12 protein-coding genes are annotated in these 16,538 nt (G+C 61.8%); 4 read left to right on the top strand and 8 right to left on the bottom strand.

Annotated elements, in window-relative coordinates; genetic code table 11:
* Positions 1 to 12 precede the first annotated feature (12 nt).
* Positions 13 to 381 (top strand): tyrosine-type recombinase/integrase, encoded by a 369-nt coding sequence (locus tag P9228_RS26115; RefSeq protein ID WP_278056328.1) that lies wholly within the window; start codon positions 13 to 15, stop codon positions 379 to 381.
* A 655-nt stretch (positions 382 to 1,036) separates the two neighbouring features.
* On the opposite strand, the gene P9228_RS26110 is transcribed toward P9228_RS26115, so the two are convergent.
* The 5 genes from P9228_RS26110 to P9228_RS26090 form a co-directional block, all read right to left on the bottom strand.
* The gene (locus tag P9228_RS26110; RefSeq protein ID WP_278056327.1) at positions 1,037 to 2,647 is read right to left on the bottom strand and encodes a GNAT family N-acetyltransferase; all 1,611 of its coding nucleotides are present in this window, start codon (positions 2,645 to 2,647) and stop codon (positions 1,037 to 1,039) included.
* Between the two features lie 33 nt (positions 2,648 to 2,680).
* Entirely contained in the window at positions 2,681 to 4,021 is a 1,341-nt protein-coding gene (locus P9228_RS26105; protein WP_095802881.1) for an HlyD family type I secretion periplasmic adaptor subunit, read from the bottom strand.
* A 13-nt stretch (positions 4,022 to 4,034) separates the two neighbouring features.
* Entirely contained in the window at positions 4,035 to 6,227 is a 2,193-nt protein-coding gene (locus P9228_RS26100) for a type I secretion system permease/ATPase (RefSeq protein ID WP_278056456.1), read from the bottom strand.
* Positions 6,228 to 7,111: 884 nt separating this feature from the next.
* A complete protein-coding gene (locus tag P9228_RS26095) occupies positions 7,112 to 9,157 on the bottom strand; it encodes a type I secretion protein (protein WP_278056325.1) in 2,046 nt (681 codons plus the stop codon).
* Between the two features lie 130 nt (positions 9,158 to 9,287).
* Complete coding sequence (locus P9228_RS26090; RefSeq protein ID WP_278056323.1) at positions 9,288 to 11,192, bottom strand: hypothetical protein; 1,905 nt, start codon at positions 11,190 to 11,192, stop codon at positions 9,288 to 9,290.
* 602 nt (positions 11,193 to 11,794) lie between these two features.
* On the opposite strand from P9228_RS26090, the gene P9228_RS26085 reads away from it, so the two are divergent.
* Complete coding sequence (locus P9228_RS26085; RefSeq protein WP_278056455.1) at positions 11,795 to 12,583, top strand: response regulator transcription factor; 789 nt, start codon at positions 11,795 to 11,797, stop codon at positions 12,581 to 12,583.
* A gap of 7 nt (positions 12,584 to 12,590) precedes the next feature.
* The gene (locus tag P9228_RS26080; protein ID WP_067001392.1) at positions 12,591 to 13,073 is read left to right on the top strand and encodes a hypothetical protein; all 483 of its coding nucleotides are present in this window, start codon (positions 12,591 to 12,593) and stop codon (positions 13,071 to 13,073) included.
* 140 nt (positions 13,074 to 13,213) lie between these two features.
* On the opposite strand, the gene P9228_RS26075 is transcribed toward P9228_RS26080, so the two are convergent.
* From P9228_RS26075 to P9228_RS26065, 3 genes are all read right to left on the bottom strand, one after another.
* The gene (locus tag P9228_RS26075; protein WP_278056453.1) at positions 13,214 to 13,540 is read right to left on the bottom strand and encodes a tetratricopeptide repeat protein; all 327 of its coding nucleotides are present in this window, start codon (positions 13,538 to 13,540) and stop codon (positions 13,214 to 13,216) included.
* Positions 13,541 to 13,549: 9 nt separating this feature from the next.
* Positions 13,550 to 14,830: a GNAT family N-acetyltransferase gene (locus P9228_RS26070; protein WP_278056321.1), complete on the bottom strand. Its 1,281-nt coding sequence runs from the start codon at positions 14,828 to 14,830 to the stop codon at positions 13,550 to 13,552.
* Between the two features lie 219 nt (positions 14,831 to 15,049).
* The gene (locus P9228_RS26065) at positions 15,050 to 15,553 is read right to left on the bottom strand and encodes a transglutaminase-like cysteine peptidase (RefSeq protein WP_278056452.1); all 504 of its coding nucleotides are present in this window, start codon (positions 15,551 to 15,553) and stop codon (positions 15,050 to 15,052) included.
* Between the two features lie 366 nt (positions 15,554 to 15,919).
* Here P9228_RS26065 and P9228_RS26060 point away from each other — a divergent pair, with 366 nt between their 5' ends.
* Entirely contained in the window at positions 15,920 to 16,366 is a 447-nt protein-coding gene (locus P9228_RS26060) for a hypothetical protein (protein WP_278056320.1), read from the top strand.
* Positions 16,367 to 16,538: the final 172 nt, after the last annotated feature.

The following is a 16,538-nucleotide window of genomic DNA, read 5'->3' as shown; positions in this document are numbered from 1 at the left end:
TATGGTTTCATCATGCCTTTCGTGCATTCGGATGAGGAAATTCAGCTGTTCAAAAATCTCGGGAAGCGTGGCAACCGTTATCCAGTCACCATTGAAGGGTTCAAGACAGCGTGGCGACGGTTTGGCAGGTCCAAGCTGGAGGATTTCCGGTTTCATGATACACGCCACACTGCGGCTACGCGCCTTGTACGTGCGGCAGGCAACCTAAAGCTCGCGCAGCGTTTGTTGGGTCACACCGAGATCAGTACCACAGCTCGGTACGCCCACGCGACGGACGCTGATCTGCGCGCGGGATTGGAGGCGATGAATCCCACAAAAAGTCCCACAGAGCTATCAACTGCCCCTGCGATCACATTGAAAGCTAAAGGAAAACTGGCCTAAGCCCACGCGATCCCAAATCAGGTGCGCTACCAGGCTGCGCTAAACTCCGAACGGCATCCCCATGGGGTTCCGAACCATTTTGAGCAAACCCCAAAATGGAAGGGCGGAACGAACGGCCTACATTGGCAGGGTTCGGCACGCAAAGTCCCACGGAAAGTCCCACGGTGTTGCCCAGTCGTTCCCCCCTCCTGCTTTCGAGCCGAAGGTCAAAAATGTAATAAGTCTTGATGCCGGCTGCGGGCGATGGGCAGGCGGAGACGCGGCGGCGTACGGATGCGCGCCCAGCAACATCTCTATCGACCGCGCCCGCCGTTGAGCTTCGATGCGCAAGGGACGGTAGAGGCCGGAGGATGCTGACTGAAAGCCACAGACAAACAGCAAGTTAGGACGCAAGGGACGCTAGAGTCGATTTTCCGTTTTCGCGTGCGCGCGAAGATACGCAAGAATAGCAAACGCAGCTTGATGTGTGGCGCGAAATTTGTCGTCTCTTCCTGCTGATCGTTCCGAGGGCCAGCGACGTCGTTCATCGGAACGGCGGACCTGGATAGAGTCGCGCCGTTCGCCCCCAACACCGATCAGATCCAACCCTTTGTTTCAAATCCGATAGCAGCATGTGCACGCACCAGAAGCGAATCTCCGGGTTGCGTCGCTATGGCTAGGCGTCCATCCGCTCCAGCTTCGAGACGCCTGCGTTTGCCGGCTCCAGTTTTATGTAGCACGGACTTACGTCCTCCTTCAGCTTTCGCAGCTGTAGACGGATTTTGGCGCGAAGCATTGGGTCGGCTTTGTCCTCGACGGCGCTCAGCACCCTGGTGGCCTCATCCAACTGGCTAAGCTGCGCGAGGCTGCGGCCAAGACCATATCGCGCCCCCGACAGGTCTGGATTGAGCTCAAGCAATTTGCGGAAGGCGTCGGCGGCGTCCGCGTGCCGGCTGAGCAGCTGAAGTTCGACGGCAAGCCTTGACCAAGCCTTGACTGATTTCGGTGCGATCTCCACGAGCGATCCGAAAGTATCGGCCGCCGACCAGTGGTCGCCTTTGGCGGCCAGCAGCTGGCCCAATCCGTAAAGCGTGCGCGGATGGCGAGGGTTGACCTCCAAGATCTGGCGGTAGCCATTTTCGGCGTTGGCAAGGTTGCCTGCCTCGTGGAATTTGGTCGCCTGCTCCAGCACGCTCCCGACGGACCTCTCGTCGATCCGGTCGCCGAGATTGCGACCGGTCCTGGTCTTGACCAGGACGCAATGGATGGTGGTCTCCTCCACGCCGTAGGAGTACTTGTACGGCTCGTTGCCGCGCAGGAAGTCGTAGCTGCGGAAGCCCTGTTCGATCGCATGACGAATGCAATAGCCATGCAGCACGAGCCCGGACGGGATGTCGTTCGCGGTCTCGTCGCGTCCCGCGAGATGGAACAGCATCGTTTTTTTGACCCGGTCGACCAGGAAAGCCAAGCCCCCGAGCGGCTTGTCGCCCTGCCACAGGATCGGCAGGAACAGCGTTCCGCTTTCGAAGGCGTCTTTGAACAGGATCCGGTTGGACCTGACTAGGCCGGGCAGGAGGTTTCCCTTCCGCGGCGCCCATTTGATCCGCCACATTTCGAGGATGATGCCGATGTCGCGATCTATCGTGGAGGCGTCGGCATGGGTGATGCGGAACTCGCCGGATCCATCGAGCTTGCGCAGGAAGCGTCTGATCTTCTGGCGCGTGTTCGAGCTGGTCTTTTGTTCGAGATAGCTGGCCCAATCGCCTGGCAGTGCGGCGGCCGGGCAGATGCAATTGTCGACATTGTCGGTTTTGTTGACGCGCGGCATCTTGTGGGCCGTTAGCCGCTTGTCGGCCAGGTTGTCGATGAGCAGGCGCCGTCGCTTCTCCGACATGCGCAGATTTTCGAGATGCAGCTTGGCCCAGTTCATCTTCAGAAGATGCCTGGCAAGAGCCGGGATCGCGCGCTCGGCAAAGCCCGGTGCGCACAGGATACCGGCATAGTCGGCCGCGTAGTTGCCGGCCATGTTGATCTCGTTGTGGCAGATACCGGTCTTCTTGTTCAGCCTGGTGCGCAGCCGCAGAGGCAAAAGGGCGATATAGGAAGATCCTGGCGGCCCCGAGCGTGCCGCCAGGACGGACCAGGCGTCTTCATAGCGTCGCATATAGGACGACAGGAACGTCCAGGAGAGGAAAAACTGCGCTTCGGGATCCTTTTGGTAGAGATCATCCCAGTTCTCCCTGAGCCGGTTCAGTTCCTCCCGTTTCGTGATGACGTCGATCTGCATGGTTCCCCCGAAATCATTGCCTGTTCGTAGGTCTCACTGTTCCATGAAGGCTCTCGCCATGCTGTCGGCGATCGGCTTCGTCAGATAGCTGAAGAATGTGCGCGACTCCGTCGCGACGAGGATCTCGGCGGGCATACCCGGGGTCGGCGTAAAACCGTGCACCTTTGCCAGTTCGCTCGCCGGCACGCGCACGCGCGCCAGATATACCTCCTTGGGCGTGGGGCCGCTCATCTCCGGCAACGCATCTGCCGAGACATAGTAGACTTCGCCCTCCAGAACCGGCGTCGTGCGGCGATTGAGAGCGATCAGCCGGATCGAGGCTTTCTGCCCGACCTTGATGTTGTCGATGTCGGTGCGGGGCACCTGGGCCTCGATGACGAGAGGCACATCCGAGGGCAGGATCTCGAGGATCGCCTTGCCGCTCTCGATAACGCCGCCGGCGGTGTGATAGTACATGCGTATGATGGTGCCGGGCTCGGGAGCCTTGATGGTCACGCGGCGAAGCACGTTCTCCGCCTCGCGCGACTTTTCTCGCACGGCGTCCAGTTCGGCCTCCAGGCTTTGCAGCTCCTGGAGCGCCGCCTGGCGATAGGTATCCTTGGTCTGCGTGATCTGCTGCTCGAACCTGACGATCTGTTCGCGGTTCTCGGCGACTTCCGCCACCATCTTGCCGATCTGGCCATCGGCGTCGGCCATCGCGCGCTGGATCGCCTTTACCTCGGTGCCGCGGATCAGGCCCTGCTCGAGGAGCCTTTGCTTGCCCTGATATTCCTCCTTGAGGAATTGCAGTTGCCGGCGCACCGACGAGATCTGCTCCTCGATGCCTTCGTTGCGGAATTCCATGGCCTTCTTGTTCTGGTCGAACAGCGCTATGTCGCTGTCGCGCTTTCGTTCCGCGGCCTCGAAGTTGGCCTGCTGGCTTTCCATGATCGGGGAGACCTCTGGATCGAACCGGTTGTCGAGGATGATCGCGGGAAATCGGATCTTGCCGCTGCCCTGCACCTCGGCATTCAGCCGGGCCGCGATCGCTTCGAGCCGCGCCTTGCGCAGGAACAATTGCCGTTCGTTGGTCTGCGCGGCGGTCTCGTCGAGCTTTATCAACGGCTGGTCGAGGCTGACATGGTCGCCTTCATTGACCAGGATTTCCTTGATGATGCCGCCTTCGAGATGCTGGACGATCTTGTTTTGCCCGGTTGCGACAAAGCTGCCCTGGGCGATGATGGCGGACGCGAGCGGCGCCGTGAAAGCCCAGGTGCCGAAGCCGCCGAAGGCCACCGTGATCAACAGCGCGCCAAATGCGGTCTGCTTCCAGATCGAGCGCGGCACCTCGGAATACCACTCTATGTCGTGAACTTTTGCGATGTCGGTCGTCATCTTTGCGGCCCCGCTACTGGATCTGATGGCCGAACGAGCCGCCTTCGATGCTCAAGCCCCGGTTTGCAAGGGCCTGCAGCACTTCCTGTCGCATGCCGAACAGGGCGACGGTGCCGTTGACGAGCAGCAGTATCTTGTCGACGCTCTTCAGCAGCGATGGCCGCTGGGTGATGGTGATCACCGTTATCTTGTTTTCCTTGGCGTGCTGGAGGGCTCGTTCCAGTGCCGCGTCTCCGGCCGAATCCAGATTCGAATTCGGCTCATCGAGCACCACCAGGCGGGGATTGCCGAAGAACGCGCGCGCAAGCGCGACGCGCTGCTTCTGCCCGCCGGAAAGCGGCGCTCCGTCGGCGGCGACGAAGGTCTCGTAGCCGTGGGGCAAGGTCGAGATCATCTCATGAACGTCGGCCAGCGCCGCCGCTTGGTAGATCTCGGCGTCGGTCGCATCGTCACGCATACGGGCGATGTTGGCCTTGATCGACGCCGGGAACAGCTGAACATCCTGGGGCAGATAGCCGATATTCTCGCCGAACTGGCGTGGATCCCAGTTGCGAAGATCCATAAGATCCAGCCGTACGTTGCCTGACGTCGGCAGGATCGACCCGACCAGCATCTTGCCCAAGGTCGTCTTGCCGGCGCCCGAATTGCCGATGATGGCCAGCGAATCGCCCGGCGAGAGCGCGAACGAGATTCCGTTCAGCACAACCCGCTTCGTTCCCTGGGGCACGAACAGGAGCCGTTCGACGTCGAGACGGCCCTCTGGACGCGGCAGGTTCAGCCGCTCGAAATTGAGCGGCGACGATTGCAGAAGCGATGCGATCCGGCCATAGGCGGCGCGGGCATGCACGACGTGGTTCCAGCCCTCGATGGCGCCTTCGATCGGGCCGAGCGCCCGGCCGGCGATGATCGATGCGGCGATGACCATGCCGCCGGTGAGATGCCCTTCGATCGCCAAATGAGCGCCCCAGCCAAGCATCGTCACCTGAGTCAGCAGCCGAACGGCCTTCGACATGGAGGCAAAGACGATGTTGCGGTCTTGTGCGATCACCTGCGCCCTGAGCGAGTTTGCGGTGTCCTTGCCCCAGATCTTCACGGCCTCGGGGATCATGGCCAGCGCGTTGATGATCTGCGAGTTGCGCGACATCGAATCGAGATGGATGTTGGCCTTGCTCTGGTGCGCGTTCGCCTCGCCGAAGGTCGCGGCCGTCGCGCGCTGGTTGAGAAGCGTGATGATCAACAGCAGCACCGCCGAGGTCATGACGATGAAGCCCTGGTGCGGGTGGATCAGAAACACCACCAGCACCATCAATGGAGCCATCGGCGCATCGAGGAACGACAGCAGCGTGCCGGAGGTCAGGAAGGTCCTCAGTTGCTGCAGGTCGCCCAGGACCTGGTACTCCTTGCCGTTGCTGTGAAGCGAGGCTCTGGCCGCCGCGCTGAGGATCGGCGCACCCAATTGGGCCGCCATCTCGACGGCCGTGCGCATCAGGATGAAGCGGCGAAGCGCATCGAACATCGCCTGCAGCATCACCGCGCCGACGATCACCACCGTCAGCATCACCAGCGTGTCGGGGGAACGGCTGGTGAGAACGCGATCCGAGATCTGGAACAGATAGATCGGGATCGCCAGGACCAGTATGTTGCAGGCGACCGTGAACAGCATGACGATCAGCAGGTTTTTCCTGACCGCGCTCAATCCGGCCCTGAGCGAAGCGCCGAAATCGACCGGGCCGAGGCGCTTGTGGAAAGCGCCGCCACCCCCGCCGCCACCACCGCCGCGCCGGCCCTTGTCGTCCACACCTCCTGGGGGAGATCCGCCTTGCTGCGTCTTGATGGGACCAGTGTCGCCTTCGATGGTGATGATGCCGGGCGACTTTGCCGCGTCTTTCATCTCGGTTACCGACGGCTTGGCTGGTTCGTCGGGCGCGACCTTGGCCTGCGGTTCGGCCGGCCGCTGGGCCGCAGGCTGTGGCCTCGGCGGCGCTGCATTGGCCTGGATGTTCTGCCTTTCGGTCGCTGGCATTGGCTTGAGCGTGGGTTCGGCCGGCCGTTGGGCCGCTGGCTGTGGCCTCGGCGGCGCTGCATTGGCCTGGATATTCTGCCTTTCGGCCGCTGGCATCGGCTTGGGCGTGGGTTCGGCTGGCCGTTGGGGCACAGGCTGTGGCCTCGGCGACGCCGCGTCCGCCGGGACATTCAGTTTGTCGATCGTCGGCGCTGTCGTCGCGGGAGGCTCGGTCGCCACCGGCTCACCTTTTGCAGCGGCGGCTGAAGGCGGAGCAGCAGGTTTCTTGGCCGTCAAAGCTGGCCCCTGCCACTCGGCCGGTCGCGTCTGGAATGTTGGCGTTGGCGGCAGAGGCTCAGGTGCGAAAGTCGAACGCGCCCGTGTGGTGCCGGGGATGGAACTTTGGCTTGGCTGCGGAGCCGGCTCCGGCTTGCACAGTTGGCGCTGCGCCATGAAGTTCGGTATGTCAACGGCGGCTACGGGTGCTGGGGAAGAAGCCGGAGGATGCACTGCATTGGCGCGCATCTCGTTGGGCAGGTTCGGTGGCCCGCCTGTCGTTTGCAGAACTGGATTTGCTCTTTCCTCGGTTCGCCCCTCCTGCAAGGCGGGTGCGATTTTGATGGGGCCGGCCGCGGCCGCCTTCGCTTCGCTGACCTGTGGATTCGTCGTTGTGGGAGGCGTGACGATTTGCCTGACCACGCCGCCCCCGTCCGCCTGCCCAGCCGGGCTGGTCGATGCAGGGGTTCTCGCCGGCTGGTGCGCAGGCAGGGGCGCTGTGGCCTGCTCTGGTTTCGGCTGACTGGTTACTGCGCTCCGGCCGTCGACCTGCGGCAAAGGTCGGTCCTGACCGGCCTTTACCTCGCGATGGGGGACTGCATCGTAAAACTGGCCGACGGCATTGTCGATTGTCTTGATGGTCCGGTCGATCGCCTGCTCATGCTGCCGCAGGGCGTTTGAAAGCGTCTTGCGAGGCACCGCGGAACTCGACGATCCCTGGTCGTCCTCCTGCATCGCCGCCTCTAGGTCTTCGGCAAACGTGTCCCAAGGCAGGTCGCGATCATCGGTCATTGTATCCCCCGGTTCCCGGATCAGCCCAATATTGTTTGCACGCCGTCCGCCTGAACATGATCCGGCGTCGGGACTATCAAATGGTCCATCTGCGTGTCGTCGGCGCCCGCATCGTCGGCCAGGAACGCGATCGCTTCGTTGACCAGCGCGTCCGGATTCTGTCCGCCGAGTTCAGGATCGCTCGAGATGATGTCGGCCTGGATCAGGATCTCCTGCGAATAGTGCTCGCCGCCGACATAGGTCTTGTCGGTTCCGTCGACGTCGATGATCCCCGCGAAGTTCGCCACCTGATTACCGCCGGTGGTGACAGTCCATTCCGCCTCGGGATGGGCGACGAACTGGTTCATCGCCAAGGCAACCTGATCGCTGTCGCCCAGCACGTTCGTTTGCGACACATACTGCACGTTGAGCAGGTCGCCGGAGATGTAGAGAACCCGCAAGGCGCCGATACCGGCGAAGGCTGGGTCGTTCAGTATGTCGCCAGGGCCGGCGTCCTTGCCGGCCGCGAAGTCCTGGGCAGCTTGAAGATAGGACGTCGGCAAGGCCTCATAGTGGTTCTGGCCGCCGACATTGATGATCGTCGCATCGTTCCAGAGCAGGTTGCCGGCGGTCGAGTAGGAGCCTTCTCCGGAAGTCTGGAAACCATCGACCGCGCCGATGAGATCGTTGTCGATCAGGAAATTCATCTGCTGGATGATGTTGGCGTCGTAGATGTTTCCGCCGATGATGATCAGGTCGTAGTAGTGACCGAGCTCGTTCAGCGACACGTCGTTGATCGCCGTGTTGTCGCCGGTGCTCACGCTGGTCCTGACACCCGACGAGGACATAACCGTGGTGTCGTTGTCGGTCATGAAGCAGTACTGCTGGATCCAGTTCGTGATGATGAGGTCGCCGGTGACCTGCGTCACCACCCAGGCGGCGGGGAAACCGTCCGCTGCGGTTGGTGCCACGCTGCCGGACGACGGGTCGATGTGCTTGAACGCGGCGATGTTGAAGGCCTCGTCGGGGGCGTTGCCCAGCTTCCACCCATTCAGGGAGGAGCTTACGATATCCGTGTCGCAGCGTGCGTTGATCTGGATGATGGCATTGATTTCATAGCTGTTGCCGACAGTGGCGACGACCGATGTCGTCGTCCAGTTGTTGGTCAGCACGGCCGAATTGATCAGCGTGTTGGTGCCGGTGTCCAATTCAATGCATGGGCTGAGCAGGCCGTTGCCCCAGCCCGACATGAAGTCGGAGGAATCCGGCGGCGTGTTGTAGTCGTCCTTGTCGGGTCCAGCGCTGGCAACCTCGTCATCCTGGTGCTGTTCCTTGAGGAGATTGATGTAGTCCTCCGCCTTCGGCGCGTCGGCGTCGACCAGCTGGCCGTTGACATAGGTTCCCAAGATCGGGCCTGAAGTCGCGTCTGGGTGCAGGACGAAGACGTTCGCTTCGCCGCTCGGGTCCTCGGTGTAGGCCGCGATGCGTTCGCCCATGGTCACCACCGCGGCCGCCATGTCGTCGGGAGTGCCCAGCAACGTCACATCGTCGATCGGCGACACGTCCGCCGCCGCGTTCATCAGCGAGGCCAGATGGCTGCTGTCGTCGACCGCCGCGGGCGTGAAGATCAGCCCATGTCCGCCGGCGCCGACATAGTCGTTGTCGGACAGGCGGATTTCCTGGTTGATGTAGGCTGCGATCGCGCCTGGAGGTTCGATGTTTGGCAGGACCATGCCGCCACCGAAAGCCGGCAGATGCGGCAGATGGAAGTGATGATGGCCGGGGCTCAGATGGCCGTGCTGAACGATTTCGGGCGGCGTGTACCAGAAGCTCGAACTGACCGTGTTCAGCACCAGGTCCGGCTTGACCCCCATATACGGAACGTGTGGATCGAAGTCGTCGAGGGTATAAGGCGCCTTGACGTTGACATTCGTGTTTGGAAGGTCGGGAGTTTCTTCCTTGGTGGCCGCAGCAATTTTGAACTCGTCGTAGGTCTTTAGCTGCCGTGCCTCCTCGACCGAGATCTCGAACATGCCGATGAAATGCGAGATGACCTCGGTCATCTTGTCCAGCTGCATCGTGTACACGGTAGCCTCCGTATCTTGAGATCATTCGCGCTCGGTCGGGGCGGCATGTCTCCCGGATGGAAGGACTGCGCGGACTCCGCGCAGTCCCAAGCTGTCTGATATCGTGACGAAATCAGTCGTGTGACATCGATCAGGTACCGGTATGGTCGCCGGCGTCCTCGCCAGTCAGCGTGTTGTGGTAGTCGCCGCCAACCACGGTCTGGTCGACCAGGTTTTCCTGAAGGTTGGCGCCCATCACGATCTGCTGATTGAAGGCGCTGACGTCGATCAGGCCGTCGGCCGAAGAGTGGCTCGTGCCGGTCACGTAGCCGTCATCGCCATTTTGCGAGCCCCACATCCCAGCGTCGCCGCCGGTGCCGCCGTCACCGTTGAAGGCTTGGCCGCCAGCGCCGCCGGCACCACCGTAGCCGGAAGCGGTGTATCCACCGGTGGCGTCGCCGCCGGTACCGTCAGCCCAGGCGCCGCTCAGCGCATGGCCACCGTCACCACCAAAGGCCGCTGCGAAGCCGCCGAGGCTGTCGCCGCCGTAAGCGTCGCCACTGGTGGCCGCGCCGCCGGTTCCGTCACCGCTGGATCCGTCACCGCCCGTGCCAGCACCGCCCGTGCCGCCGGCGCCGCCGGTGCCGGAGCCCGAGCCCCAGCCCGTACCAGCGCCCCAGCCTGCGCCGAGGGCGTCACCGCCGTACGATTCGGAGTCGCCGCCGTTCGAATTGGCGGTGCCGCCATCCGAATTGGCATTGCCGCCATCAGCGTCGGCGCCGCCGCCGCCACCGCCGCCACCGCCGCCGCCACCACCACCGGTGGCGTCGCCGGCGAGGCTCTTGGCGTCGCCGCCTTCACCGTAGTTCAGCAGCGACAGCTTTCCGTCGACATCGAGGCCATCGCCGCCGTCCGACTTGGCATCGCCGCCGGTCACGTCGCCGCCATCACCGCCATTGCCGCCATTGCCGCCATCGGCCTTGGCATCGCCAGCATCCGCCTTGGCGTCGCCAGCATCCGACTTGGCGTCGCCGCCGTCGTCAGACTTGGCATCGCCGGCTTCCGCAGCGCCGACACCGAGGCCCAGTCCGAGGCCGAAACCGAGGCCGAGGCCATCGCCACCGTTGGCGTTGCCGCCGTCGCCGTAGCCGCCCTTGGCGTCGCCTGTGTCGACTTCGCCGCCCTTGGCGTCGCCGCTATCGCCGTCGCCGGCCTTGGCGTCGCCCGCGTCGGCCTTGTTGTCGCTCTTGGAGTCGCCGCCGATAGCCGCGCTGAGAGCCAGGCCGCCCTTGCCGTCGCCGGCTTCGACGTCGTCGGACTTGGCGTCGCCGCCATTGCCGCCTTCGCCGCCATTGGCCTTGGCGTCGCTCCCGCCGTCCGCGGTCCCACCGCCTGCCGAGATGCCGTCACCGGCTTCGGAGTGGCCGCCCTTGGCGTTCAGATCAAGCTTGAAATCGGCGTCGTTCTTGACGGTCGCGTTGTCGAGCTTGTCGTTGTCATACATATTCAGGGTCTGGTTGATGATCGACGCGGTGTTGGTGCCGGCGCCGGTCATCGAATTGTTCAGGATGTCCTTGAAGGTGACGTCGTCGCCAGGATCATAAGTGACGTTGCCGTCCTTATTGTTGATCATGGTGTCGATCTTCATGTCGTCGTTGGCATAGATATCGGCGAAATCATCGTCGGAATTGCCGAGCTCACCTTCGAGCTTGACGCCAACGTCGACGTCGACGTCGACCTTGGTCTCGTTGACGTTCTTGTTCTCGTTCGAGTTTTCGTTCTTGGACTCGTTCGAGTTTTCGTTCTTGTTCTCGTTCGAGGCCTTGTTCTCGTTTTCATTCTCGTTCGAGGACTTGTTCTCGTTCGAGTTGTCGTTGTCGCTCTTGTTTTCGTTCTCGTTCGAGGCCTTGTTCTCGTTTTCGTTCTCGTTCTTGGCGTCGTTGGTATTGTAGTTCTTGTTTTCGTTTTCGCCACCGCCGTCACCGATATCGAATTCGCTGTCGACGATCTGCAAACCGAATGCGTTGATGTTGTTCTTGTCGAGGTCGAGAGACATGGTCGTGTCCTCTGTTTGAAGGCCGCGACTGCCGAACCGCATTCTTCTCTTACGCGGCTATGGGCTGTACGCGGACGTTGCGTTTAATGCGGTGAATGGACTGCCGGACCGAGGGGACTGAGGTCCGCAATCCGAATTTCGTCATGACTTGCTTGAGTACCTCCCTTTGACTTCGGGAGAGGCGGCCGTCCCAAGGCAAAACCCGGGGGAGCGCCGGATCACCAAGGATCCGGTCGTTCAAACGGGAGAGTCCTGGATATGCCCCAATCCCACATGGAACCCGGGAAAGTCTGGAACCAGAGGGCGGTGATTGTAAGCTGACAGTTCGGGCTAGCCCGTTCGGCTGGACCGCTGCCCAGACGTGCTCCGGCCGCGCGAATGCCGATATTCCTGCCCGGATCAGGTGAAGGCGACTCTGTCGAACGTCTCCGGTCGGCAGCGACGACGGAGAAATTAGCTATAGCTCATCCGAACTATATCAGTCCGGTCTAATTTGGTGTATAAGTCGTTAAGGCTAGCTGTTTGCGGGGTGGCGGCCCCCGAAAATTTGAAGAAGGGAAAGAATTAAACCGACAGTATTCGTCTAGGGTGGGGTGGCAACCATGTCCAGAGTTAACGTGCGCAGCACCGTAGGTAGCGGTGCCGGAGAGAGTTGGCCGGCGCGTAGAATTATCCTGACTGTTTCCTCTACTGATAGCTTTCCAGAATGTCTAGTATACGCCATCGAGAGGGAATTTCCCTCGATAGTCGTCGAGCAGGCTACAAGCATCGAAGCGGCCTGCGCGCCGTTCGAGCATCCCGTCTGCCTGGTCCTTATCGACACCGAGCTCCTGCATAAGATCGACGGCTATGCCGCCGAACTGATGCGGCATCATCCGGCGGCGCCGATCGTCCTGGTGCAGCACGACAGCCGAGCTTCCGTCTCAATGCACGACGTTCTCGATCTAAAGATCGTGCGCAGCGTCCTGCCCATGGATTTGAAGCTGGACGTCTGGCTTTCGGTCATCCGGCTTATGCTTCGCGGCGGCGAATATTTCCCCTTGGCGATGTTCCAGTCATACGCACGCAGCCTCTCGCAAAAGGCGTCGGATCATTCGACGCCTGCCGAACAACCAAGGCCGGACCGGTCGGGTTTCGAAGAGATGGGCGAACTGACCGACCGTGAGTTCCAGATCCTGGAAATGGTCGCTCGCGGATTGCAGAACAAGATCATAGCCGCGACCCTTCGCTTGTCGGAGCACACGGTCAAGATCCATCTGCACAACATCATAACCAAGCTTGGGGCTCACAACCGGACCGAGGCGGCCGCGGTGTTTCATGCGCGCAAGGATAGCTTTCACGGCGGCTTGGAACGATCCGGTTCGCCACAGTCCGTCCAATCTTCGCCGTGAGCCGATGATGCCTCGGTTTCAGGAGATACTGCTCCTCGTTGGCCAACTGAATTACACATGGACCAACACCGAGAGTCTGCTGATCTATCTGATTGCCGGTCTTGCGAAGGTCGACAAGGAAACGGCGATCATCATCTTCCTGACGCTGAACACGACCCGCGCGCGCATCGAGCTGGTAGAGCGGCTGGCGAAAATCCCGAAGACGCCGGCCGCCTGCCGTCGGGCGGTGCTGACAGTCACCGGCAAGCTCACCCGCCAGGCGAAGTTGCGAAACAAATACAGCCACTGCATCTATTCGTTCGACGAGGCCGGAACCCACGGAAGCACGCAGCTGATGCGCATCGTGGACGGCAAGGACGAGGTCAAATACGGAAAGATTGAAGCGCTCGATGACGAGGAGATGAGAAGAATCCACGGTTCCATCGAGGACATCAGGGAAATAAACAAGGATATCTGGTCGATCGTTATCGACAATTCGTTCCCGAGATAAGCCGCGGCCGCGGATCTCGTCCGGATTGGTTGCTCCCTGCTAATGCATGTCGCCCAGAAATGTGCGCAGTTCTAGGACGGTCATGCATCAAAACAAAGACTTTGAAGCAGTCGCCAGAATCCGTTTCAGCGCGACGCGCTTCAAGCAACCGAGGCAGGGATCCGCCCGATGGCTTTCAGCGCCTCGGTGCGAAGCGCCAGGGCCCGGCTGTGGCCCGGCTCCAGCGCGATGCATTCGTCAAGGCTTGTGAGCGCGTCCTTTATTCGGTCGAGCTTCATCAGCGCCAGGCCGCGATTGTAGTACGCGGCAGCGATGTTCGGATTGATCTCGATCGCCTGGCCGACCTGCCGCTCCGCGTCGCCATAACGGTGCTGCTGCAGGCAAATCACGCCAAGGAGGTAGCGCACGTCAAAGCGCCCGGGTTCGACGTCCAAGATCTCGCGATAGATCTTTTCCGCCGCGGCCAGGTTTCCGGCCTAGTGCAAACGGGCGGCAACGCCGAGCTTTTGCGGCAGAAGAGCCTGTCGCGCGGCATCCAGTTGTCGAAGCAGCGATAGCGCCTCGGCATGGGCCGGATCGGCAGCCAGGATCTGCCGGCAACCACGCAGAGCCGCTTCAAGATCGCCGGCCTGATGAAGCGCTTTGGCGCGCGCGAGCACGACCGGCAGGCTCCGGCTCTCCAGGCGGTCGCGCAGATTGCGGCGGCTGGCCGTGCTGACGAGAAGGCATTCGACTCGGCGCTCGAGCCCGCCGAAATCATATTTGTAAGAGAAATCCCCGGTCTGCAGATCATAGACGGCAAAGCCGTTCTGAATGGCCCAGCGTATGCTGTAGAGATGAAGCGCGAAGCCGGGCGCGGGCTTCTTGACCGCGAGATCGCGCCCGTTGAGCATCCCGATTAGTGCCCGGTTCTTCCGGTCGATCAAGGTGGCCTGCACGCCGATCGGGTTGTCGTCCCGCCACAGGACTGGAAGATAGAGAGCATCGTCCTCGAAGGCACAGCGCAGCATGTTACGGAAGTTGTTGATCATCGCCTGCGGCAGGCCTGGGTGATATCGCGCCGCCAGTTTCGCGCCCCACTGGCTTTCCCAGAACCGGAGTAGCGTCTGCAGATCGCGCTCCAGCGTTGCGGCGGTCACGTTGGTGACGCGATACTCGGATGCGTCGTCGATTGCCCTTAGCGTCCGCCGCGCGGTCTTGCGGGTCGCCGCGCCAAGCCGGTCGTTGAGAAAGTCTTCCCAGTCGCCCGGCAGGTTCACATAGACATAGATGTCGTGGTCGATGCCGTCGCCGTCGTCGGGACGCCTCATCTTGCCGGTCAGGAATTCCGGCGCGGAAAATTGCTCGAGGAACGTATTCAGCCGCCGCGGCGATGCAAAGATGTTCTCAAGATGCAGCTTGGCCCAGTTCAGCCGCTTCGTATGATCGGCGAAGGCCCGGACAACGGCATCCTGAACCTCCGGTTTGCAAAGGAAGCCGGCATATCCGGCGAAGTAGCCGCCGCCCGTCCGCAATTCGTTTTGGAACGCACCGTCCCTGGCTCGTTCCGTTCGGAGCTGAAGCGGGAAGAAACCGACATAGCTGGCTGAATCGTCTTCCTTGGCGGCCAGGACGAGCCATTGGTAGCGAAGCCGCTTGAACCAGCCCGCCATCCATGGCCAGGACAAGAAGTACTGAGCCTCCGGGTCAGCAGCGTAGACGGCATCCCAGTTGTCCCTCAGCTCAACGAGAGCATCGAAACTGTCGATGACATCCACACGCATGGCGTTGCCCTTTGCTCGTGGAGCGTCGGCAATAGTCGATGGTCCTTGTATCGGCCATTCCCCAATCCTTGGACCAAAGCCAAGGAATGCCCCCGATGATGGTTCCATGACGGAACCGGCCGTGCAAGCCGATCAAAGGATTGATGGATCTCTGCGCAGCGCGAAATTGCGCCGGCGGTCAAGGCGCGGCACTGCGCCGACGGGGACAATCGATCAGGAATCGATCCGCAGCCACTTGCCGTTTTCGGACTGGGATTGCCGCGCAAAATAGCGATAGGAAGTCTGCGCCCAGTTCCTGACGGCGTCGGTTCGGTTGTCGAGGATCAGGTCGCCCTTGTCGGTGCGAACGGTAAGCACGGTGTGGCCCGCGCCGCCCGTCGTAACGACCGTCAGCAGCAGGGCTGAAGCCGGCCAGCCGCGCTTCATGAACTCGCTCTTCTTCAGGATCGCGATATCCTCGCAATCGCCGGCGTTTGTCGGTATCCGCCAATCGTCGCCGAGGCCGGTGGAACGGTCGTCACGTTCGATGATCCTGGCATTGACGGAACTGTTGACCGCCTTCAACTCGGCCATGCGCCTTTCGGTGAGCTTCACCTGCTTGACGTGTCCGCCTGGGCTGCAGAGCCTTGGCTGCCTGGCGCAGAAGCCGCGGGCGGCCGGCGGGGCAAAAGCGTAACCCTTGGTGACCATCATGGACGCAGTGCCGGAAGTCTGCATGGTTTCGCTGCAGCCAGCCATAGCCATGGCTGCGGCAACGAGCGCTGCCAAACGGATCACGTTCCATCCCCTCGGATCGATAGACCGAGATCATCTTCGCCGGTTTGGTAAATCAAGACTCGCTATTAGAAGTTTGCACAGATTCTAAAACAATGTATGCTTAACAAATTGTTTCCGATGGTCGGAAACTTTGACATAGCGCCCAGTTTGGGGACGGGAGCGCCTTTTTTCCCTTCTTAGGAGGAAGAAATGCACCTGTACCCAAGGTGCGCGAGCAGCGCTCGCGCAATTCTGCTTGTCTCATCCGCCCTTATGGCGGTGAATTCGACGCTTCCGGCATCGGCACAGAGCAATGTTCGACCGCGCATGACGGCCGCCCAATGCCAGCCGCTGACGGAATCCAACTACGCGCTTTGCTGCATCGCCAGCAACCGCGCAAGCATCCTCACGCGCGCACAAATCGCAATGTGCCCGCCAATCACGACGGCTCTCATCGCTTCCGTCCTTGCCAGCGACGGCGAGGGCGGCGGTTCCGGCGGCGGCAATGGGGGTTCCGGCGGCGGTGATGGTGGCGGTGACTCCGGTGGTGGCGATGGCGGCGGGAGCGGTGGCTCCGGCGGGGGCGGAGGCTCCGGCGGCGGCGGTGGATCAGGCGGGTCCGGCGGTGGCAGTGGCTCTGGCGGCGGCTCGGGTGGTTCCGGCGGCAGCGGCGGCTCGGGCGGTTCCGGCGGTAGCGGGGGCTCGGGCAGTTCCGGCGGCTCGGGTGGTTCCGGCGGCAGTGGCGGATCGGGCGGCTCCGGTGGTGGCGGCTAAGTTACGCCCGCGTTCATGTCATGACGAGGTTGGATGGGCGTCCGCCCGGGCGCCCATCCACTTCAGCCCATTCGCCCGTCCATCTGCCCGGGACGTGGCGACATCGAGCCTCGGTCCATCTGTCCGTGCCTGGAGGAACTTCCAGCGGCGAGCATCCGGCACAAACAGTGCT

It is taken from the genome of Mesorhizobium sp. WSM4898, from assembly GCF_029625845.1.
Classification (GTDB): domain Bacteria; phylum Pseudomonadota; class Alphaproteobacteria; order Rhizobiales; family Rhizobiaceae; genus Mesorhizobium.
This window is presented reverse-complemented; position numbering and strand designations above follow the sequence as displayed.

Coding starts and splice junctions, on each gene's coding strand:
- P9228_RS26115 (WP_278056328.1), top strand. CDS start 13: ATGCCTTTCGTGCATTCGGATGAGGAAATTCAGCTGTTCAAAAATCTC.
- P9228_RS26110 (WP_278056327.1), bottom strand. CDS start 2,647: ATGCAGATCGACGTCATCACGAAACGGGAGGAACTGAACCGGCTCAGG.
- P9228_RS26105 (WP_095802881.1), bottom strand. CDS start 4,021: ATGACGACCGACATCGCAAAAGTTCACGACATAGAGTGGTATTCCGAG.
- P9228_RS26090 (WP_278056323.1), bottom strand. CDS start 11,192: ATGTCTCTCGACCTCGACAAGAACAACATCAACGCATTCGGTTTGCAG.
- P9228_RS26085 (WP_278056455.1), top strand. CDS start 11,795: ATGTCCAGAGTTAACGTGCGCAGCACCGTAGGTAGCGGTGCCGGAGAG.
- P9228_RS26080 (WP_067001392.1), top strand. CDS start 12,591: ATGCCTCGGTTTCAGGAGATACTGCTCCTCGTTGGCCAACTGAATTAC.
- P9228_RS26065 (WP_278056452.1), bottom strand. CDS start 15,553: ATGCAGACTTCCGGCACTGCGTCCATGATGGTCACCAAGGGTTACGCT.
- P9228_RS26060 (WP_278056320.1), top strand. CDS start 15,920: ATGACGGCCGCCCAATGCCAGCCGCTGACGGAATCCAACTACGCGCTT.